Source organism: Neobacillus citreus (assembly GCF_018343545.2).
Lineage (GTDB): Bacteria > Bacillota > Bacilli > Bacillales > Cytobacillaceae > Neobacillus > Neobacillus citreus.
Genome location: NZ_JAGYPE020000085.1, coordinates 1 through 20,144, shown reverse-complemented (window position 1 = coordinate 20,144; position 20,144 = coordinate 1). Strand labels below are relative to the sequence as shown.

At 41.8% G+C, this 20,144-nt stretch carries 21 protein-coding genes; 20 read left to right on the top strand and 1 reads right to left on the bottom strand.

Annotated features, from left to right (window positions below; translation table 11 throughout):
* Positions 1-159: 159 nt before the first annotated feature.
* The 20 genes from KHB02_RS27270 (at position 160) to KHB02_RS27175 (ending at position 19,618) form a co-directional block, all read left to right on the top strand.
* Positions 160-1,008, top strand: coding sequence for a DegV family protein (locus tag KHB02_RS27270; protein WP_213145092.1), 849 nt, complete (start codon positions 160-162; stop codon positions 1,006-1,008).
* A gap of 98 nt (positions 1,009-1,106) precedes the next feature.
* A complete protein-coding gene (locus KHB02_RS27265; RefSeq protein ID WP_213145093.1) occupies positions 1,107-1,757 on the top strand; it encodes an HD domain-containing protein in 651 nt (216 codons plus the stop codon).
* Positions 1,754-3,646, top strand: a complete 1,893-nt coding sequence (locus KHB02_RS27260) for an ABC-F family ATP-binding cassette domain-containing protein (RefSeq protein ID WP_213145094.1) — start codon at positions 1,754-1,756, stop codon at positions 3,644-3,646. The genes KHB02_RS27265 and KHB02_RS27260 overlap by 4 nt, the downstream gene beginning before the upstream one ends.
* 251 nt (positions 3,647-3,897) lie before the next feature.
* Positions 3,898-5,034, top strand: coding sequence for a conserved virulence factor C family protein (locus KHB02_RS27255; protein ID WP_213145319.1), 1,137 nt, complete (start codon positions 3,898-3,900; stop codon positions 5,032-5,034).
* A 36-nt stretch (positions 5,035-5,070) separates the two neighbouring features.
* Positions 5,071-5,505 carry a BrxA/BrxB family bacilliredoxin gene (locus KHB02_RS27250; RefSeq protein ID WP_213145095.1) on the top strand — a complete coding sequence of 145 codons (435 nt, stop codon included), beginning with the start codon at positions 5,071-5,073 and terminating at the stop codon, positions 5,503-5,505.
* Positions 5,506-5,571: 66 nt separating this feature from the next.
* On the top strand, positions 5,572-6,345 hold the full coding sequence (locus KHB02_RS27245) for a class I SAM-dependent methyltransferase (protein ID WP_213145096.1): 774 nt from the start codon (positions 5,572-5,574) through the stop codon (positions 6,343-6,345).
* Between the two features lie 83 nt (positions 6,346-6,428).
* The gene (locus KHB02_RS27240) at positions 6,429-7,016 is read left to right on the top strand and encodes a YpjP family protein (RefSeq protein WP_213145097.1); all 588 of its coding nucleotides are present in this window, start codon (positions 6,429-6,431) and stop codon (positions 7,014-7,016) included.
* Positions 7,017-7,103: 87 nt separating this feature from the next.
* Complete coding sequence (locus tag KHB02_RS27235; RefSeq protein WP_213145098.1) at positions 7,104-7,685, top strand: TerD family protein; 582 nt, start codon at positions 7,104-7,106, stop codon at positions 7,683-7,685.
* An 80-nt stretch (positions 7,686-7,765) separates the two neighbouring features.
* Positions 7,766-8,539, top strand: coding sequence for a TerC family protein (locus KHB02_RS27230; protein WP_213145099.1), 774 nt, complete (start codon positions 7,766-7,768; stop codon positions 8,537-8,539).
* A gap of 77 nt (positions 8,540-8,616) precedes the next feature.
* Entirely contained in the window at positions 8,617-9,813 is a 1,197-nt protein-coding gene (locus KHB02_RS27225; protein ID WP_213145100.1) for an HpcH/HpaI aldolase/citrate lyase family protein, read from the top strand.
* Complete coding sequence (locus tag KHB02_RS27220; RefSeq protein WP_213145101.1) at positions 9,755-11,119, top strand: phosphoribosyltransferase family protein; 1,365 nt, start codon at positions 9,755-9,757, stop codon at positions 11,117-11,119. Before KHB02_RS27225 ends, KHB02_RS27220 begins: the two co-directional genes overlap by 59 nt.
* Positions 11,100-12,221, top strand: coding sequence for a cysteine protease StiP family protein (locus KHB02_RS27215; RefSeq protein WP_213145102.1), 1,122 nt, complete (start codon positions 11,100-11,102; stop codon positions 12,219-12,221). Before KHB02_RS27220 ends, KHB02_RS27215 begins: the two co-directional genes overlap by 20 nt.
* Complete coding sequence (locus tag KHB02_RS27210; protein ID WP_213145103.1) at positions 12,218-13,012, top strand: HAD family hydrolase; 795 nt, start codon at positions 12,218-12,220, stop codon at positions 13,010-13,012. Before KHB02_RS27215 ends, KHB02_RS27210 begins: the two co-directional genes overlap by 4 nt.
* Positions 13,013-13,476: 464 nt before the next feature.
* Positions 13,477-15,114, top strand: coding sequence for a YceG family protein (locus tag KHB02_RS27205; protein ID WP_213145104.1), 1,638 nt, complete (start codon positions 13,477-13,479; stop codon positions 15,112-15,114).
* Between the two features lie 3 nt (positions 15,115-15,117).
* A complete protein-coding gene (locus KHB02_RS27200; RefSeq protein WP_213145105.1) occupies positions 15,118-16,224 on the top strand; it encodes a toxic anion resistance protein in 1,107 nt (368 codons plus the stop codon).
* A 20-nt stretch (positions 16,225-16,244) separates the two neighbouring features.
* Positions 16,245-16,859, top strand: a complete 615-nt coding sequence (locus KHB02_RS27195; protein WP_213145106.1) for a TerD family protein — start codon at positions 16,245-16,247, stop codon at positions 16,857-16,859.
* 18 nt (positions 16,860-16,877) lie between these two features.
* Complete coding sequence (locus KHB02_RS27190) at positions 16,878-17,456, top strand: TerD family protein (protein ID WP_213145107.1); 579 nt, start codon at positions 16,878-16,880, stop codon at positions 17,454-17,456.
* A 121-nt stretch (positions 17,457-17,577) separates the two neighbouring features.
* The gene (locus KHB02_RS27185) at positions 17,578-18,273 is read left to right on the top strand and encodes an anthrax toxin lethal factor-related metalloendopeptidase (protein WP_213145108.1); all 696 of its coding nucleotides are present in this window, start codon (positions 17,578-17,580) and stop codon (positions 18,271-18,273) included.
* Between the two features lie 62 nt (positions 18,274-18,335).
* Positions 18,336-19,130 (top strand): thymidylate synthase, encoded by a 795-nt coding sequence (locus KHB02_RS27180; RefSeq protein WP_213145109.1) that lies wholly within the window; start codon positions 18,336-18,338, stop codon positions 19,128-19,130.
* A complete protein-coding gene (locus KHB02_RS27175) occupies positions 19,127-19,618 on the top strand; it encodes a dihydrofolate reductase (protein WP_213145110.1) in 492 nt (163 codons plus the stop codon). The genes KHB02_RS27180 and KHB02_RS27175 overlap by 4 nt, the downstream gene beginning before the upstream one ends.
* A 32-nt stretch (positions 19,619-19,650) precedes the next feature.
* On the opposite strand, the gene KHB02_RS27170 is transcribed toward KHB02_RS27175, so the two are convergent.
* On the bottom strand, positions 19,651-19,884 hold the full coding sequence (locus KHB02_RS27170) for a hypothetical protein (RefSeq protein WP_213145111.1): 234 nt from the start codon (positions 19,882-19,884) through the stop codon (positions 19,651-19,653).
* Between the last annotated feature and the right edge of the window lie 260 nt (positions 19,885-20,144).

Sequence of the window (20,144 nt, the reverse complement as noted above, 5' to 3'; positions counted from 1 at the left end):
AATAGAACCGCCGTATACCGAACGGTACGTACGGTGGTGTGAGAGGTCGGGGGTTAGTCACCCCCTCCTACTCGATTAGGTGTTATAAATATTTACAATATTCGGAATTACAGTTACTATTAGTAGTAGGTACTAAAATTCCAGCAAGGGGAGATGACCGTGGTTAAAACGGCATGGGTGACTGATAGCACCGCTTATTTAGACTCAGAATTAAAAAAACATCCTGATATATATAGTGTTCCATTATCCGTTATTCTTGACGGAGAGGTATTTGCAGATGGGATTGACTTGACTTCACATGAATTGTTTGAGAAGTTAAAGCACCTTAAAAGCCCGCCTAAGACATCCCAGCCTTCAGTGGGGGCTTTTCAGGAAGTGTTCGAACGGCTTTCTAAAGATTATGACCAAATTGTTGCTGTCCATCTTTCCGGGAAGCTGAGCGGTACAGTTTCTTCCAGTGAGCAGGCCGCAAAGCTGGTGGATATCCCAGTAATAATTTTTGATTCAAATATTCTTACTCTGCCAATGTCGGCATTGATGAAAAAAGGAATGGAATTATTGGCGGAAGGTCATAATCTCGAACACGTCATTAAAAAAATGGAAGAAATAAGAGATACAAACGAAACATACGTATTAGTTGGAAGTCTCGAGCAGCTTCACCGCGGCGGCAGAATGTCGGGCGTGCAATTCTTTCTGGGCAGCATGTTAAACGTCAAGCCAGTGATTTCATTTGATAATGGAGCCTTGTATGTGAAGGAGAAAGTCCGCACCGAGAAAAAGGCCAAGGATAAAATTCTCGAATATTTTAAACAGGCATATGAAAAGCATCACTTTAAAGAAGTGTATTTATTGTATGGTCTGCATGAAGAGCATACAGTTGATTGGCGGCAGGAAATACAAACACGCTATCCGGAACTGAATGTGCTTGATGCACCATTAGGGGCCGTCATCGGTGTCCATGCAGGGGAAAATACACTCGGCATCAGCTGGTTTAATGGATTAAAATAAAAATGCTATAAAAAGATAACCTCGCTTTTTCGGGGTTATTTTTTCTTGTTTGGCTGATATTCGTGTTAAAATAGCAAGGATAAAGGCAGGTGCTAAATTTGATAGACAAAATTATAGAGCAGACGGAAGAATTTGTCCGCAATCAATTAGGTGAGGATTCAACCGGTCATGACTGGTTCCATGTGGACCGTGTCAGACGGAATGCCATACATATTAGCAAGGCGGAACAGCAGGGCGACCCATTTATCATAGAAATGGCTGCCTTGCTTCATGATATTCCTGATGAAAAGCTGAATTATAGCGAAGAAGCAGGGAAACAGAAACTTGAGAGCTTTATGGAGACGATCCCCCTCAAGGATGTTGAAAAAAATCACATTAGGGAGATTATTTTTTCTATTTCCTATAAAGGCGGTCATGGCAGTAAGCTTTCATCGGTGGAAGCAAAAATTGTTCAGGATGCAGATCGGCTGGATGCCATCGGCGCGATAGGCATTGCAAGAGCCTTTGCTTACGGCGGCAAAAAAGGGCAGTCCATCTATGACCCCGCTATCATGGTGAGGGAAACAATGAGCCAGGAAGAATATCGAAGAGGAAAATCAACGAGCATCCATCATTTCTATGAAAAATTATTAAAATTAAAAGATTTATTGAATACCGAGACGGCAATGCAAATGGCGGAGCCAAGGCAGCAAATGATGCAATCGTTTTTAGAACAATTTTACCGTGAATGGAATGGTCAACAATCATGAAAATGCTGACAGTCGAAAATGTTTCAAAAACATACGGAGAAAAGCAATTATTTTCTAATATTTCGTTTACCATCGGCGAAAAAGAACGTGTCGGGCTGATTGGAGTAAATGGAACTGGAAAATCTTCATTGTTAAAAATCGTGGCAGGTTTGGATGTGCCTGATGAAGGAAAAATCATTTCCGGTAAAGATTATTCCATTGCTTACCTGTCGCAGCAGCCTGATTTTGAAATGGACCGGACTATACTAGAACAAGTTTTTCACGGAGATGCGCCAATCCTTAAGCTGATGAGGGAATATGAAAATATACTTATGGAGCTAAATGCTGCACCAGATGATGTGAAACTTCAGGATGAACTTTTCCGTCTGCAGAAGCAAATGGATGCTTTGGACGCCTGGGATGCAAGCACAAATGCCAAGTCGGTCTTAACAAAATTGGGCATTGAAGATTTTACCCAAAGAGTTGGCAGTTTGTCCGGGGGCCAGAAGAAACGGGTTGCGTTGGCACAGGTATTAATCGCTGAACCCGATTTGCTTATATTGGATGAACCGACAAACCACCTCGATTTTGATAGCGTTAAGTGGCTTGAGGATTACTTGAGCAGATATAAGGGCTCCATCCTCCTCGTCACCCATGACCGCTACTTTTTGGATCGGGTTACCAATCGGATGTTTGAGCTTGATGGCGGCAATTTATACAGCTATAAAGGCAATTATGCCGCTTTTCTGGAGGCAAAAGCGATCCGCGAGGAAAATGAGGCGGCCACATTTGAAAAAAGAAAGAACCTGTTCAGACGAGAACTGGAATGGATCCGGCGCGGGGCAAAGGCGAGGACGACTAAACAAAAGGCGCGGATTCAGCGTTTTGAAGAGCTTGACGAAAAGCTCTCAAGCGGAAAGTCGTCAGGTGAAAAGCTTGATATTTCTTTGAATGGCAGTCGCTTAGGTAAGCAGGTATTTGAACTAAAAGATGCATCCAAGCGGTATGGTGAAAAAGCAATCCTTAACCGCTTTGATTTGCTTGTCAAACCGGGGGACAGAATTGGCATTATCGGTAGGAACGGAACTGGTAAATCCACATTATTAAATATCCTCGCTAAGCGCATTCCTCTTGATGAGGGAGAGTTTAATTTGGGTGCTACTGTGAAAATTGCCTACTATACCCAGGAAAGCGAGGATATGGATGAAAATAAGCGGATGATTGAATACATTAAGGAAACAGCGCAAATCGTCGAGACATCAGACGGGAAGACGATTTCCGCGGCACAAATGCTCGAGCGCTTTTTATTTCCTCCATATACGCATGGGACGCCAATTCGCAAGCTGTCGGGCGGGGAGAAACGCCGTTTGTATTTATTGAAAATCCTGATGACAGCACCGAATGTCTTACTGCTTGATGAGCCGACCAACGATCTTGATACTCAGACATTGACGGTTTTGGAAGACTACCTTGAGGAGTTTCCAGGTGTCGTGATTACTGTTTCCCACGACCGATATTTTCTTGATAAAGTCGCTGAACAACTGTTAGTGCTGCGCGGGGAAGGTAAGATTGATTTCTTTTTTGGAAATTATAGCGAATATTTGGAAAAAGAAACAGTCACGCAAGATACCTTGAAAGCAGCACCTGCCGCTGCTCCAGCTGTTAAGGCTCCTGAGAAGGAAAAAAAGAAGAAAATGACCTATATGGAGAAAAAAGACTGGGCCGAGATTGATGAGGCAATTGCTAAAACCGAAGTTGAGCTTGAAGAAGTGGCAGCGGAAATGGCTTCGGCTGGGAGCAATTTTTCAAGATTACAGGATTTAATGAAAAAAGAGGCTGAGCTGAACGAAAAATTGGAGCACTTAATCGAAAGATGGTCCTATTTGGCTGAATTGGCTGAGAATGAGTGAGAGTACGCCTTAGTGCGTGCTCTTTTTTGTAACTTGGAAATATATCTACAAAAATTAGGCAGATATCTACAATTTTTTTGTGATATCTACATTTCTTGAAATTTATCTACAAAAATCAAATTTTCAAAGGATATCTACAATTACCATGAAAATGGAAATGAGAACTAACCATTTATTAGGCATCTTACATGAATATACTCCTCTCATTATGTTAAACTTGTTAAAGAAAACATATGAATAAGGTGAGTATGTTGAAAATTAAGTCAATTGAACCGACGCCAAGTCCGAATACGATGAAAATCCTTCTTGACCATGAGCTTCCAATGGGCAAGAGCCATAATTATAAAAAGGAAACAGCGCTGGATGCACCCCCTGTTATTCAAGCCGTCCTGCAAATAGAGGGCATTAAGGGCGTATATCATGTGGCTGATTTCCTAGCTGTTGAACGCAACGCTAAATATGACTGGAAGGAACTTCTACCAAAGGTCCGCCAGGCATTCGGTGAAGATACTGACCAAATCGCAAACACTGCAAAAGCAATCAACGATCATTTTGGTGAAATCAAAGTGGAAGTTCAAATGTTCAAGGGGATTCCGCTCCAAGTTAAGCTGACAGATGGCACTTCTGAAAAAAGGTTCGGAATGCCCGACTACTTTTTAAAAGCGCGGGAAAATGCCCAGCTTCCGGAGGATAATTATATTTTGCTGCGGAAATGGGATCATCAAGGAGTTAGATATGGTGAAATGGATCAGGTTGGGCCGGAGGTTGTCGAGGAACTAATCGCGGCTTATCCCACGCTGCGCCTTGAAGAACTTGTCCAAAAAGCGCAAGCTGCAGAAACTCAATTGGAGCAAAAAACAAAGCCGAAGCGCCGTAAAGTGACGGCTGGCGACATGAGTAACCCTGATTGGCAGGTTCGCTACCAATTGCTTGAGCAAATGGATGATCCGGATTTGGAGGATTTGCCAATGCTCGAAAAAGCACTCTCTGATGAAAAGCCGTCTATCCGCAGACTTGCCACTGTTTATCTTGGAATGATTAAGGACCAAGCGGTATTGCCGCTGTTATACCGCGCTTTAAAGGATAAAACCGTAACCGTCAGAAGAACAGCAGGCGATTGCTTATCGGACCTCGGCTTCCCTGAAGCGCAGGACGAAATGCTTGAAGCCTTGAAAGACCCGAGCAAATTGGTCCGCTGGCGGGCCGCGATGTTCCTTTACGAGGTTGGAGATGAAAAGGCGCTTTCAGCTCTAAAGGCTGCTGAAAATGACTCTGAATTCGAGGTAAGCATGCAAATCAGGATGGCAATTGAGAGAATCGAGGGCGGGGAAGAAGCAAAAGGCTCCGTTTGGAAGCAAATGACGGAAGCAAGGAAAACAGAAGAGTAAATGGGTTCATACTAAAATTTATGGAGGTTATAAACTATGTCAAATGCTTATGAAGAATATATGAGACAAATGGTCATGCCAATGCGTCAGGAGTTAACAACCGCGGGTTTTGCGGAACTGACAACGGCAGAGGATGTTGAAAAATTTATGGAAGACTCATCAGGCACGAAACTTGTTGTCGTGAACTCCGTTTGCGGCTGCGCAGCCGGTTTAGCCCGCCCGGCGGTTACCCAGGCTGTTTTAAACAGCGAGAAAAAACCGGATCATCTCGTCACCGTTTTTGCAGGCCAAGATAAAGAAGCAACAGCGAAGATGCGCGAGTATTTCGAAGGGATTGAACCGTCATCACCATCGATGGCGTTATTAAAGGATAATAAAGTAGTCCATTTTATCCCGCGCCATGATATCGAAGGAATGCCGATGGAAACCGTAATGCAAAATATATTAGGAGCATTAGAAGCTCATTGCTAAAAACTTTAAGGGGACGTGCGAAAGCCGTCCTTTTTTACTACTAAATACACAATAGGATGGAATACCATGTTTATTACTACTTCAGGCAGAACGAATCAGCTTAAGAAAGAAGAAGCCATCCAGATTTCAAAGCTCTTGGATGCACCCTATATCCCCCGCAGGAAAAAATCCATTAGCCAATTACAAAAGGAGGCAAACAGCGATTGTCTTGTAGTAGGCAAAGAACGTCTGGAATTACATAAGGCAGAATCTGCTGAGCCTTTTTTCTTTCACCCAAACTCCGCGATGTTCCGCATCAAACGTCTCCTAAGAGGAGAGCATGACCCTTTTGCCGATGCTGCCAAACTGGAAAAAGGGATGAACGTTTTAGATTGCACTCTTGGGCTGGCCGGAGATGCAATAGTCGCAAGCCTTCTCGTCGGAAGTGAGGGAAAAGTCACAGGACTAGAAGGGCAGAAATTTTTGGCCTACGTTGTGAAGGCGGGTCTCCAATCGTGGGATTCCGGCATCCTTGAAATGAACCAAGCAATGAAAAGAATCACAGTCATCAATTCCACTGCCCATGACTATTTAAAGCTGCAGGCAGAAGCCTCCGTCGATTGTGTCTATTTTGACCCAATGTTTGAAGAAAGTATCAAAGAGTCTGAAGGAATTAAGGCTTTAGGGCAGTTTGCCATTTATGAAGAGCTTGGAATGGAAACAATTAATGAGGCGATACGAGTGGCCAAGCATCGCGTTGTCTTAAAGGACCATTACAAAAGCTCGAGATTTGAAAAATACGGATTTCAGGTAATTAAAAGACAAACCGCAAAATTTCATTATGGTTTTATTGAAAAATAATTCTGCTTTTCTATTTCTGGAAAAAAGCAGTATACTTAATAATAGAAATTACATATTTTTTACAGGAATAAGGTGAACCGAGGATGAATAAATGGGTTCGTAAATCACTTTTTGTTTTCATATCGATTTTAACTTTTGGGCTCGTCACACCTGCGCAGTTAATGAACGCTGTCAATGCCGAGACGCCAAAAGATCAAGATGTTTTCGAAATACAAACGGGAGAGGATGGGTATTCTCAAGGATATTTCGAAGAAACAAAGTTTAATAGAGAGCGCTTTATACAAGAAATGATGCTGCAGGCAGAAACCCAATCCTATCAAAAATTCGGGCAAAAAATTAAGCCGGTCATCGAAAATGAATTCCGCGACCTAATTTTGCCAAACATGGAAATGGCGATTGAACAAACAGCTCTTCAATTTCCAGAGGAAGACCTAAAGAATCTTGTGATAACAGAGGAACCTGGTGCAGGATACTCCGAAAAGATTTTTCATATAAAAAACAGCCAAACAGGGAAAGATATTTTACGATTCCATGTGAGAAGGGATTTGCCGCCGCAGTCCGGGTACTGGTTCAATTTTCACTATCATACTTTTAAGGATAATTTCCAAACCCACCATAACCTTGGAGCTATCTATTGGGCTAAAAACACACCCCCAAAATGGATGAATTAATATGTGAAAAAATTTTTATTGTAAAATTGAAACCTTTTTAAAGGAACGCTCGTAAATAAACTATTACCCAATTAGGAGGAAAGAAAAATGGCAATCAGTTTATCAAAAGGTCAAAAAGTTGATTTAACAAAAACAAATCCCGGCTTATCAAAAGTTGTTGTTGGACTTGGATGGGACACCAATAAATATGACGGCGGTAATGACTTTGATTTGGATTCTTCGGTGTTTTTATTAGGAGAAAACGGAAAAGTCACAACAGAAACAGATTTTGTTTTTTACAATAACCCGCAAGGTGCGGGTGGTGCGGTGGTACATACTGGGGATAACCGGACCGGTGCAGGTGATGGCGATGATGAGCAAGTAAACATTAATTTATCGGCAGTTCCAGCCAACATCCAACGGATTGCCTTTACGATTACAATCCATGATGCAGCAAGCCGTAATCAGAACTTTGGACAGGTATCAAACGCATATGCACGGATTTTCAACGAAGAAACCGGCCAAGAATTAATCCGCTATGATTTGGGCGAAGATTTCTCTATCGAAACAGCGATTGTTGTTGGAGAATTGTATCGTCATAGCGGCGAGTGGAAATTCAGTGCCATCGGCAGCGGCTACCAAGGCGGGTTAGCAGCACTGGCAACTGATTTTGGCCTGCAGGTTGGTTAATTCATTAGAGAAAACAGAGACCCGGCGCTCGCTGGGTCTTTTTAACAAAAAATAGCGAACATCCAGGGGGAATTTTTTTAATGGCAGTATTGCAAGGAATTATAGACACGTATGCCCAATTCTTTAATTGGGAAATGTGGGGAGAAGTTTTAACAGACCCGGTAGCATGGGGACTTATTGGTACATTAGTGATTCTTGAAGGTCTGCTTTCAGCAGATAATGCCCTCGTTTTAGCTGTAATGGTAAAGCATCTTCCGCCTGAAAAACGCAAAAAAGCTCTTTTCTACGGTTTGCTTGGAGCTTACGCATTTCGATTCATTGCGATTGGAATTGGCGTTTACCTCATCAAATTCTGGTGGGTAAAAGTGTTTGGTGCGGGGTATCTTGCCTGGCTCTCGATAAAATACTTCATGGATAAGAGAAGAGCCTCTGAAGCAGAGGAAGAAGAGGCAAAAGGCATGAACCAAAGCGGACTCCTCATTCGTCTTTTCGGAACCTTCTGGGGAACCGTTGTTGCAGTTGAGTTAATGGACATTGCCTTCTCTGTTGACAGTGTTCTTGCCGCTTTCGGCGTCAGCGGTGAAGTATGGGTTCTATTATTGGGAGGAATTCTCGGGGTGTTAATGATGCGAGGTGTTGCCGGTGTATTCCTATCATTAATTGACCGAATTCCTGAGCTTGAAACCACAGCGTATATTTTAATTCTATTAATTTCTATTAAAATGCTTCTATCAGTCTTCCATATCGATGTAGGACATGTCACCTTCTTTATCATCTTGCTAGTAACGTTTGCCGCTACATTTGTGGTTCATTTTATGAACAAAAAGAAGGAAAATAGCACAGAAAATCATTAATAAAAAATTTCGCATGAAAGAAAGGGAGCTGACGTGAGTTGTCTCCCTTATTTTTTACGATAAAGAGGAGTAAAAAAATGCGTTTTTTTACATATTTTTACGAAGATGAATTGATGCGGTATTTCTACAAAAGGCCTGAGGAATTTAATAAATATTCGGGTCGTGAGCTATTGTCCTATGGTCTGGGAGCAACCTTGTACATGCCTGCGGACCGCCCGGATTTTCATCAGGAAATCCTGTCAAAAAAGCTTTCCGGTCTAACATCTGTGGTTATTGATCTCGAAGATGCTGTAGGTGATAGCCGGGTTTTTGGTGCGGAGAGTTTGCTGATTGATGAACTGCAAAAATTATTCCGGGCACTGAACGAAGGGTTTATAAGCATCGAGGATCTTCCATTGATGTTTGTGCGAGTTCGAAATCTAAAACAGCTGCAAACGGTTAAAGAGCGGCTGGAAGATGCTGTACATCTATTAACTGGTGTTGTTCTTCCGAAATTTTCTTCGGAGAATGGGGCAGAGCTGTTACATGAGGTCCTGAAAATCCATACTAACGAACATCCTTTTTATGCGATGCCGATTCTCGAAACGGACAGGGTTTTACATAAGGAAACAAGAATGGAAGAGTTGGTAAGGATTAAACAAATAGTTGATCGATACAAGGAAATTGTTTTAAATATCCGTATCGGCGCAACTGACTTCTGTGGGCTGTACGGGATTCGCCGCAGTCCGGATACAACGGTTTACGATATTGCGATTTTAAGAGATTGCATATCAGATATCATTAATATTTTCGGGCGCATTGACAGTCCGTATGTTGTTTCCGGTCCAGTCTGGGAGTATTTTTCCGCTAAAAACAGAATGCTAAAGCCGCAGCTAAGGCAAACTCCATTCCGTGAGCGGTTTGGGGATGAGGGGCTTCATTGGCGAAGGCGGTTAATCGAAGAAAATCTCGATGGACTGATGAGAGAAACCCTAATGGACATTGCCAACGGAATATCCGGAAAAACGGTGATTCATCCGTCACACATAAAAATTGTTCAATCCCTAAATGTTGTCCCTTATGAGGAATATGTTGATGCATCAAATATAATCAAAGCGGCCACAGGGGAAATAGGTGTCATGAAAAGCGATTTTGCCAATAAAATGAATGAAATAAAGCCTCATCTCTACTGGGCAGAAAAAATAATGTTAAAATCACGGCTTTACGGGGTGTTACATGAAGAATTCACAAACATTGACCTTATCAAAAAAGAGGTATACATTTCCCATTCTTAATGCAATTGAGGTTACTATAAACATTACTGAAAATCCCTATGAGCTGCCGCCCGAAGAGCTCTTTACAATGGCAGCACGAATAAATAAGAAGCGGTCGTTTTTGTTTGTCAGCAAGGTACTAGGCAAGCATATTCCCGTTAAACCAAAAAGAAGTTTATTAACTGCAGCCCTGTTAGGCAGCCAGTTCATGGAGGTTGTGAAGGGATTAGACTGTGTGGAAAAGGAGCAAATACTAAGAGCTTTTCTTCAGAATGAGGATTATATTCCCGCCCCATTTATCTCTGAAGCTATCAATCCTGTCATAATCGGTTTTGCCGAAACAGCGACCGCCCTTGGGCACGCTTTCTTTGATTGTTTTAAGGAAGCGGATTTCTTTCATACCACCAGGGAGAATATCGATGGTCTGAATCCAGACATCACTTTTGAAGAAGAGCATTCCCATGCCACCTCGCATCGATGCTATGTTCCTCGTGAAATGATGGAAAATGACCGGGAAATTATCTTGGTCGATGATGAAATAACAACAGGGAAAACGGCACTTAATATAATTCGCTCCATACATGCCCGCTTTCCAAGGAAACTGTATACCGTGGTTTCAATCCTGGATTGGCGCTCGCCCGAAAACTGTCGGGATTTTGCCCACCTAGAAAAGGAACTTGGTATTACCATTCATGTGATAAGTCTGTTAACTGGAGAGGTGTCGGTAACGCAATTCAAGGAGATTACACAAGGGACCAACAATGGGATGGATTCGAAGTATGAAGAGATGCATGTTGAAAAATTAACTCTATCTGCTCATTTTTGCAAAACTCCTTATCTTACAAGTAATGCATTCTATTTGAAGGAAACGGGCCGTTTTGGCTTAGCGGCGGAAGAAAATCGCTTGCTTCAGCAAAAAGCAGAAGAAGCAGCGGGGATTTTAAAGGAATTAAGAACCGGAGAGAAAACCCTTTGCCTTGGAACAGGGGAATTTATGTATGTGCCGATGCGAATTTCCGCTTTAATGGGAAGCGGTATTTCCTATCAGTCAACAACAAGAAGCCCCGTACATATTGAAAATCAGGATGGTTACGGAGCAAAATTCGGAGTCGCTTTTCCTAACCCGGAGGATCATGATATTCCTTATTTTGTGTATAATATCCCACCTGGCCATTACGATGAATTATTTGTTTTTTTTGAAAGAGAAATAGACTCTGAGAGTCTTCTTCCATTTCTAAAGGAATTGCAAAAGACGCAAATTCCTTCGCTAAAGCTTGTCTTTTTCTCTGATGCAGGAGGTGATGGTCATGTATCAAGCAAAAAATAAACCTGCCATGATAGGTACTTACAGTCCGGATGATTGTTTATTTCTGTTAAAGGATTTAAGCAAGATTAAGCTTGAGGACTCTACAGAAAACAGGGAGTTGAAAATTCAAACAGGGGGCCATTACAGTGAATCTCTGCCGATTGAGTACCAGCCGCCTAAAGACTATGTAGAGCTGTTTTGGAATACATTACACGAATATAAACATAAGGTAGCCTTATGCATCGGTGTTGCTGCTGAGCAGATTTTTTCATTAAAAGGAAAAAATACAGTGCTGGTTTCTTTGGCAAGGGCGGGAACACCTGTCGGCATATTAATAAAAAGATATATCCAAAAACGCTATAATGTGTCACTGCCGCATTACAGTATTTCTATCATTCGCGACCGGGGCATTGATGAAAATGCGATTGCCTATATTTTGGGTGAACATCCCGAAGGAAGGATTCAATTTGTCGACGGCTGGACAGGAAAGGGAGCTATTTCGTTGGAGTTGACAAAGGCATGCCGTCAATTTGAAGAAAAATATGGAATCCAGCTTGATGATACGCTTGCCGTCCTTGCTGATCCCGGCTATTGTACGAGCGTTTTTGGGACGAGGGAAGATTTTCTTATCCCCAGCGCTTGTTTAAATTCAACTGTATCGGGGCTGGTAAGTCGGACGGTGCTAAATAATACCTATATCGGAAAAAATGATTTTCATGGTGCCAAATTTTACAAAGAGTTGACAGATGCTGATGTGTCCAACACCTTTATTGACATTATTGACGGCGAGTTTGCCGGAATTTCGGAGCAAGCAAGCGGTATCGCAGTGCAACGGTTAAATGAGAATATTACGGCTGAATTTCTCGGGATGCAGGCTGTCCAAAAAATTCAAGCCGAATTTGGGATTGAAAATACCCATCATATTAAACCCGGCGTAGGAGAAACCACCAGGGTGCTGTTAAGAAGGGTTCCTTGGAAAATATTAATGCGCGACAAAACAAGCCCATTTGTTAAGCATATCCTGATGCTCGCTGAAGAAAGGGGAGTCGAGGTTATCGAGTATCCGGATATTCATTATCTTTGCTGCGGCATCATTAAATCTGTTAAGGGGAACCAGCCATGATATTTGCATCTGACCTGGACCGGACGATTATCTACTCCACAAGGGCGGTTGAAGAACTAGGCGGTCCAAATATAATAGAATTAAAGCCGGTTGAACGAAGGGACGGGATGTGGATGGCCTACATGACGGAACCTTCGTATCAGGCACTTACTGAACTTTCGCGTTCAAGCCTTTTTGTGCCAGTGACAACTAGAACAACAGAACAATTTAAGCGTTTTGTTATTTTTGATGAAAGCATTCACCTTCCCTATGCAATTACGACAAATGGTGCTGTGATCATGTATCAAGGTAAACCACTTCCAGAATGGGACGACCATATTTCCAAGGCGATAGATGAAGAGTCTACCGTGCCAGAGGAATTACGTTCTGCTATAAGAAGAGAAGGGATTGAGCTAAACGGGCGGTTAAAGCAGGTGGGAAACCTATTTTTCTACTATATTCTAGATTGTTTCCCAACCATCGATGAAATAGCAATGTTAAGGGCATTGGCCGCCCAGCTCGGATGGAGAATTTCCCTTCAGGGGAGAAAGCTTTATTGTTTACCAAGTGCGATTAGAAAAGGTGCGGCCCTGGAATTTATTTGCCACCGAGAACAGAAGAAAGCGATTGCAGGGGCGGGCGACTCCATCCTTGATATGGATTTCCTTGAAATCTGCCAGCACCGCCTTGTTCCAGGGCATGGTGAACTGGCGAAAATGTCCGATGCCGAGGGCCTTACCTTTACCAATCAAACAGGGGTTCAAGCCGGTGAGGAAATTTTGCAGATATTTTTAAAACTACTTAAAGGTTAGTTTTTATCCCCCTCCGAAAACCTGCTGATTATGAAATAAATACTGGAAAATATTCCGTAGGATCCAGCCAAGAACAAAATGGATATGACAAAGGATTGGAACACCGGTCCTAGGAGGAGCGTAAAAATTAAACTGAATACAAATAAATCAAGATATATAAAAAGGTCTGAGGCCATGACCTCCATTACAGTTTCCAGTTCCTCCTGCAGCATGTTTATATGCGGCCGTTTAAATAATGATCTCATGAAGTCACCTACTTTAGTGTGAGTATTCAAATAATATGTAGGGACAGGGATAAAGGTGAAAACGCAAGAATTGTGTCCAATTACGAAACATTTATTGACATCATTCGTATAAACAAATGAACCATTTTGCTAACTGTGTTATGATGATATTGATGAGGGAATCTTACATAATTTGCTAACGAAGAATAAAAGCTTTTGCTTCAAAGGAAGGGACTTTCGATGCATCCACCTTTAAATCATTTAAATCCCCGGCCTTTAGCCCTTTCATATGAAAATTGGCTCGGCATGCTCCAAAAGATGCTGCCCGAGCGACCCAATTTTTCAATCGAGAATGGGACCATTCAAATCGGCCAAGTTGTTGGGATTTTCCTTGGAATACCATTTGACACAGATGAATATTATAATCAGCTTTTCGAATACGTCCATACGCCAGATTTAAATTTACACTTATTAAGTGACGATTCTCTCGATAAATCTATTAACAATGCCCACTTCCAATCCATCCAAAAGGTGATTAACATTAATCAGGAACAAAAGCTGTCGATTAACCGTTTCACCGCTTTTATGGAAGGGGAACAGCTGTTATTAAAATCAAAAGACCCAGTCATTCATCGGAAATTGCGGGAAGCAATGATTACTACCCTTGAATTATTTGACTTCCTTGAAAGGGAAGGAATCAAAAATCCGGACCTGAGGCGTGTTCTCGTTGATATCGTAAAATGGACCATCAATCATCTTCGGCCGGCACTCAAAGCAGCAGACCCGCAAAGGGAAATGCCGAGGTTTTTATGGTATGGAGATTTCAAAAAGAGTCATCAGTATTTTCTATTTTATTTAATCCAGCTTGGCTGTGACATTATCTTTTTCCATCCGGAAGGCAAGAATGCTTTAGAAGGGTTACTTAAGGAGTCCGTTTTTACTCATCAATTTGAGCAAAACCTTCCGGCTGAGCCCTTTCCTACTGAGAAGCGGACCCGTAAAGCAACCGTTGCTTACCGGGCCTCCAAAGAAATTGAAAACATTCTTAATCAGGAAGGGTCAGGTCTTTACAAGCCTTGGCAGCTAAGGGACTATACCCCTTCTTCAATCACGCTTCGAACTACTTATGATGAGCTATTTATTCTCAGTAAAGAAGCGGCAATGATTCGCCCTGATTTTGAAGTAAGGGATGGAAAAGTTCAGATTCCGTCACTCTTTGCCAAAATACAAGGTGTCAGCAAAAACAGAAAAGAATATTGGGACCGCCTTCATTCGTTAAGTCAATTGGAAAATACGCTGCTTATCCGCAGGCTCCCAATGACCATCCCTAGCACTAGTGATTTTCGGTTTCATTATCGAAACGCGCTCGGCAATGATGGTTTGGTCGTTCCGGAAAAAATGATGCAGGCTCACTACTGGCCTTATTCCTTTTTGCCGGCAGGTCTGCAAAAAGGAATCGCGGCAGCGGTTAAAAAATTGTGCGAAAAGCCGGATCTAAAGCCTTTGGCAATGGAAGGCATCGAGGAACTGAAAGTATTTCTCTTCACTCAGGCGATGTTTATGCCCAAGAACATCATTCAGCTAATCGAGAAATTTGATTACTCGCAGGAGGTCCCAAAATTAATCATTTTTAATAATGAAACAACAGGGATGCTGTCGCGGTCCGATGCGGTTTTACTGCTGCTCTTGAATCAATTTGGAATTGATATCATCCTTTACAATCCAACTGGACATAATGACATTGAAAATTACCTTGATTCAATTAATTTCGATATCCACTGGCTTGATGATATGGTTTTTGACTTGGAATATAAAGAACCGTCTTTATTTAAAAAAGGTCTTTTTCATGGCATTTTAAAAAATTTAAGGGGAGATTAAAGCATGAATTTAACACCAAATCCATCCAGTGATGTTACCCCTCAGCCTGGCGGGGATATGCTGACGGAAAAAAAAGTCTCAGACATTAAGCTTGCCCTTCGCAAAGAACCGGAAATCCAAAACCTTGCTAGTTCGATTGACGAACGCGACCAAATTCAGGTACTTGAATTCGGAAAAGAACCTGCCGTGCAAATTTCCCGATTTTCGGACCAAATCTTAAGCAACATGCGGACAACTAAAGTGGAGGATTCCGGCGAACTGTTAAAACAGCTTGGACGCATTATGGATAAATTCGATCCGAAGGATTTTCAAAAGTCCTCAGGAGGCTTGTTCTCTAAACTTTTTAAAAAGGGCGAAAAAATGGTCGAAAAGCTGTTTGGCAAATATCAGACGATGGGCTCGGAAATTGACAAGGTGTATGTGGAAATATCCAAGTACCGTTCTGAAATGGTTGATTCAACCAACATGCTTGAATCCATGTACGAGCAAAACTACCAATATTATTTAACGCTTGAGAAATATGTGGTTGCCGGCGAATTGAAGGTTGAGGATTTAAAAAATAATCAGTTGCCGCAGCTTGAAGCCCGTGCTGCTTCTGGTGATCAGCTTGCTTCCATGCAGCTGGATTCATTAAAGAATGCCATCGAATTATTGGAGCAGCGGATTTACGATTTGGAAATGGCGAAGATGGTTGCCCTGCAAACGGCGCCGCAAATCCGTATGCTGCAGCGTGGAAATACGAAATTAATTGGAAAAATCAATTCTGCTTTTGTAACTACGATCCCGATTTTTAAAAATGGCTTAATCCAGGCAGTGGCCGCCAAAAGGCAAAAGCTAGTTGCTGATTCGATGAGCGAGCTTGACCGGCGTACCAATGAGATGCTGCTCAGAAACGCCCAGAATATTTCGCAGCAAAGTGCCGATATTGCAAGACTTGCAGGCGGCCCAAGCATTAAAATCGAAACGATTGAAGAATCTTGGAATATCATTCTCAAAGGCCTTCAGGAAACAAAGGCCATTGAAGAGGAAAATAGACGTCTGCGCCAGGAAGGCACAAGACGATTGGAGCAGCTGCAGGATAATTTTAAGAAAATAAAACAGCAATACTAAAATTTTATGAGGTGATAGACATGGCAATTAATTTACAAAAAGGACAAAGAGTTGACTTAACAAAAGGTAACCCTGGTTTGACTAAAATTATGGTAGGATTGGGCTGGGATCCAGTTCAAAGCAGCGGCGGAGGAGGCGGCTTCTTCGGTTCTTTGTTTGGGGGCGGGGGTGCACCGAATGTTGATTGTGACGCTTCCGTTATCATGCTAGGTGCAAATGACCGCCTGCAAAATAACAAAGATGTTATTTATTTTGGAAATTTAACGAGCGCAGACGGGTCCGTCCAACACTCCGGCGACAATTTGACTGGTGATGGAGACGGCGACGACGAACAAGTCATGATTGATTTAAGCAGAGTGCCGTCTAATATTGAAAAGCTTGTTTTCGTGGTAAATATTTATGATTGTGTGAAGCGGAAGCAACACTTTGGGATGATCCGCAATGCCTTTATTAGAGTCGTGAATCCGGGCAATCATCAAGAATTAATTCATTATAATTTGACTGATGACTACAGTGGCAGAACTTGCTTAGTAACAGGTGAGATCTACCGCCACGGCAATGAGTGGAAGTTTGCTGCTATCGGCAGCGGCACCAACGCTGCTTCCTTGAGTGAAGTTGTTCGTTCCTATAGCTAATTTTGTGAGGTGATACTTGTGGGAATTAACTTAGCAAAAGGTCAAAGAATTGATCTGACAAAAACAAATCCTGGCTTAACCAAAGTGATTATCGGCCTTGGCTGGGATACGAACCGCTATCATGGCGGCCACGATTTTGACTTGGATGCATCAGCATTCTTAACGGATGCAAACAGCCGGGTCACAAATGATATGGATTTTGTCTTTTATAATAATTTAACCGATCCTTCAGGTGCGGTTGAGCACACAGGCGACAACCGAACCGGTGAAGGCGATGGCGATGATGAGCAAATAAAGATTGATTTCAGCAAGGTACCTGCCCACGTCCATCGCATTGCGATTACTGTAACGATTCATGATGCTGAAGTGCGAAATCAAAATTTTGGTCAAGTAAGCAACGCCTTCGCCCGTGTAGTCGATGAAGATACAGGCCGTGAAATCCTAAGGTTCGATCTTGGTGAAGACTTTTCCGTTGAAACTGCAGTCGTTATCTGCGAGCTGTATCGCCATAATGGTGATTGGAAATTCAATGCCGTAGGCAGCGGCTTTGCAGGCGGACTCGCTTCACTTTGCCGTAATTTCGGGCTACAGGTATAGTATGAAAGGAAGCCGCCAGGGAATGTCCTGGCGGCTATTTTTTCTTCCTAAAATGTACAAATATTTAAACCTATTTCCATGTTATAATCCTATTAAAATACTTGCTAGATGAGGGATGAACATGCGTAAATGGGTTATATTTTTTTTGATTGTCACCTTGTCCCTAGTTTCTGTAACGACATCAAAAGCCTCGATTAATGGCATGCGGATCATTGATTTTCCAAAAAATTCGCAGCTCTATGAATCTATTAAAATATCTCCTAATAATGTTAACCAAATTATTTTCTTACCGCCGAAGACTTTTGACGAAAAAGAGGCTGCAAAAATAATAAACAGGTTTGGTTCCTTACCGAATTCTTTATTAAGCAAAATATATCAAAATGGTATTACCCTCAAACTTTTTACCGGAAAGCTTACCGATAATCCAACAGCAAGACAGCTGAAAGGGAAAATCCCACGGGGCTATCCGGCGAATACAACTTGGGATGATGTCCCTGGCATCGGCGGCGGGAAGGTCGTCTTGGTCAAGATCGGTGCAAGTGATAAAGGCAAGGGACACGGTTCCATCAACCTGGAACTGCATGAAATGGCGCACTCCATCGACCATATTATTTTAAGTAATGTAAGCCAAACAAAGGAATTTAAAACACTGATGGAAAACGAGCACGAGAAATTGTTCCCGGGCAAAAGCTATTTTGAATACCCGGAGGAATATTTTGCTGAATCCTTTTCGATGTATTTCTTAAATTCCGAATCTAAAGCACAATTAAAATGGAAAGCTCCGGAAACATACTATTTCTTCAAAAACCTTTTTTAACCGTCTGCTCTTTTTATGGTAAAATGAAAAAATATGAACAGCGATTAAGGGAGTGTAAAATTTTGAAACAATATCTAGACCTATGCAAGCATGTGCTTGAGCATGGAACAGTTAAGGGCGACCGCACAGGCACTGGAACCATCAGCACATTCGGCTATCAAATGAGATTTAATTTAGAGGAAGGCTTTCCTCTTATGACAACGAAAAAACTTCATCTAAAATCCATTATTTATGAACTTTTATGGTTTTTAAATGGTGATACAAACGTTAAATACCTTCAGGATAACGGAGTTAGAATATGGAATGAATGGGCCGATGAAAACGGCGAGCTGGGTCCAGTTTACGGTCATCAATGGCGTTCCTGGACAGGCGCCGACGGCCAAACGGTTGACCAAATCAGTGAGTTAATCGAGCAAATTAAAACGAATCCCAATTCCAGAAGATTGCTTGTCAATGCGTGGAACGTGGCAGAAATTGATAAAATGGCTTTGCCTCCATGCCACTGTATGTTCCAATTTTATGTGGCGGATGGAAAATTGTCCTGCCAGCTTTATCAGCGCTCAGCCGATGTGTTCCTTGGAGTGCCTTTTAATATTGCTTCCTATGCCATGTTGACAATGATGATTGCCGAGGTTTGCGGCTTAAAGCCCGGTGAGTTTGTCCATACTTTTGGGGATGTTCATATCTACCAAAACCATCTAGAGCAAGTAAAGCTGCAGTTGGAAAGAGATCCGAGACCATTGCCGCAATTAAAAATCAATCCTGACGTTAAGGACATTTTTTCCTTCAAATTTGAGGACTTTACGTTAGAAAACTATGACCCGCATCCGCATATCAAAGGAGTCGTCAGCGTATGATTTCCTTTATCGTCGCAATGGACCAAAACCGGGTCATTGGCAAAAATAATCAGCTGCCATGGCACCTGCCTGAGGATTTAAAATTCTTTAAGCGAGTAACCATGGGGCATCCGATTGCAATGGGGCGTAAGACACATGAATCAATCGGCCGCGTCCTTCCAGGAAGGGAGAACATCATTATAACCAGGCAAAAAGAATATCGACCTGAGGAATGTACGGTCTTTACCTCCGTTGATGAATTCGTTCGCTACAGCAAAGAGCAAAACGACGAAATTTTTGTCATCGGCGGGGCAGAAATTTTTAAAGAGACGTTCCCTTTTGCCGATCGTCTTTACATAACCTTTATTAACGAGGAATTTTCAGGTGACACGTTTTTTCCGGAATTCAACGAAAATAACTGGATGCTTGTTTCCTCCGAAAAAGGTTTAAAGGACGAAAAAAATCCCTACGATTATGAATTTAGAATTTATGACCGAAGAGTGGTTTAAAAAACAAAAAGCATCAGTTGCGGCTGATGCTTTTAATATCCGTTTAATTCATACTCTGATAGTTTTGCTAACATTCCTCGGAATTCGTGTGGATGGCAGAATTCTTCCTCATGGAAATGTGCCTTAATCCAAGCAATTAATTCTTTTGGACTGTTAAAATATTCACCGCTTCGATCACTTTTCCGAATGGTATACCTTCCATTGTCATCGTCAATTGTTACCTCGACTGGCAAGGCCCCGTCAAAACTAAAAAGAGAAAATTCCATCCCACTCACATCCTTTTTGTAAACTAAATTTTTCAAAAAGTATATGTTTTAATGTACCAATTATATGCAAAATTCTAATAATTGTCAAAATATTTTAAAAATTACATCTAAAAAAAGAACGTTGACTTCAATTGATGTTATTGTTAAATTTTTATAGAGTCGATATATTAAATGCGAAATATCACAGTTATGTTATTTTTAGTGGATATTGTGAATTTAATATGAATTATTGCAAATAATTATCCCAAAATGATTATTCA

What these genes read in the sequence shown, in the direction of transcription:
- KHB02_RS27250 (WP_213145095.1), top strand. Translation starts at nt 5,071, where the DNA reads ATGTCAAATGCTTATGAAGAATATATGAGACAAATGGTCATGCCAATG.
- KHB02_RS27210 (WP_213145103.1), top strand. Translation starts at nt 12,218, where the DNA reads ATGATATTTGCATCTGACCTGGACCGGACGATTATCTACTCCACAAGG.
- KHB02_RS27185 (WP_213145108.1), top strand. Translation starts at nt 17,578, where the DNA reads ATGCGTAAATGGGTTATATTTTTTTTGATTGTCACCTTGTCCCTAGTT.
- KHB02_RS27195 (WP_213145106.1), top strand. Translation starts at nt 16,245, where the DNA reads ATGGCAATTAATTTACAAAAAGGACAAAGAGTTGACTTAACAAAAGGT.
- KHB02_RS27245 (WP_213145096.1), top strand. Translation starts at nt 5,572, where the DNA reads ATGTTTATTACTACTTCAGGCAGAACGAATCAGCTTAAGAAAGAAGAA.
- KHB02_RS27175 (WP_213145110.1), top strand. Translation starts at nt 19,127, where the DNA reads ATGATTTCCTTTATCGTCGCAATGGACCAAAACCGGGTCATTGGCAAA.
- KHB02_RS27215 (WP_213145102.1), top strand. Translation starts at nt 11,100, where the DNA reads ATGTATCAAGCAAAAAATAAACCTGCCATGATAGGTACTTACAGTCCG.
- KHB02_RS27235 (WP_213145098.1), top strand. Translation starts at nt 7,104, where the DNA reads ATGGCAATCAGTTTATCAAAAGGTCAAAAAGTTGATTTAACAAAAACA.
- KHB02_RS27230 (WP_213145099.1), top strand. Translation starts at nt 7,766, where the DNA reads ATGGCAGTATTGCAAGGAATTATAGACACGTATGCCCAATTCTTTAAT.
- KHB02_RS27220 (WP_213145101.1), top strand. Translation starts at nt 9,755, where the DNA reads ATGAAGAATTCACAAACATTGACCTTATCAAAAAAGAGGTATACATTT.
- KHB02_RS27200 (WP_213145105.1), top strand. Translation starts at nt 15,118, where the DNA reads ATGAATTTAACACCAAATCCATCCAGTGATGTTACCCCTCAGCCTGGC.
- KHB02_RS27170 (WP_213145111.1), bottom strand. Translation starts at nt 19,884, where the DNA reads ATGGAATTTTCTCTTTTTAGTTTTGACGGGGCCTTGCCAGTCGAGGTA.
- KHB02_RS27260 (WP_213145094.1), top strand. Translation starts at nt 1,754, where the DNA reads ATGAAAATGCTGACAGTCGAAAATGTTTCAAAAACATACGGAGAAAAG.
- KHB02_RS27225 (WP_213145100.1), top strand. Translation starts at nt 8,617, where the DNA reads ATGCGTTTTTTTACATATTTTTACGAAGATGAATTGATGCGGTATTTC.
- KHB02_RS27240 (WP_213145097.1), top strand. Translation starts at nt 6,429, where the DNA reads ATGAATAAATGGGTTCGTAAATCACTTTTTGTTTTCATATCGATTTTA.
- KHB02_RS27205 (WP_213145104.1), top strand. Translation starts at nt 13,477, where the DNA reads ATGCATCCACCTTTAAATCATTTAAATCCCCGGCCTTTAGCCCTTTCA.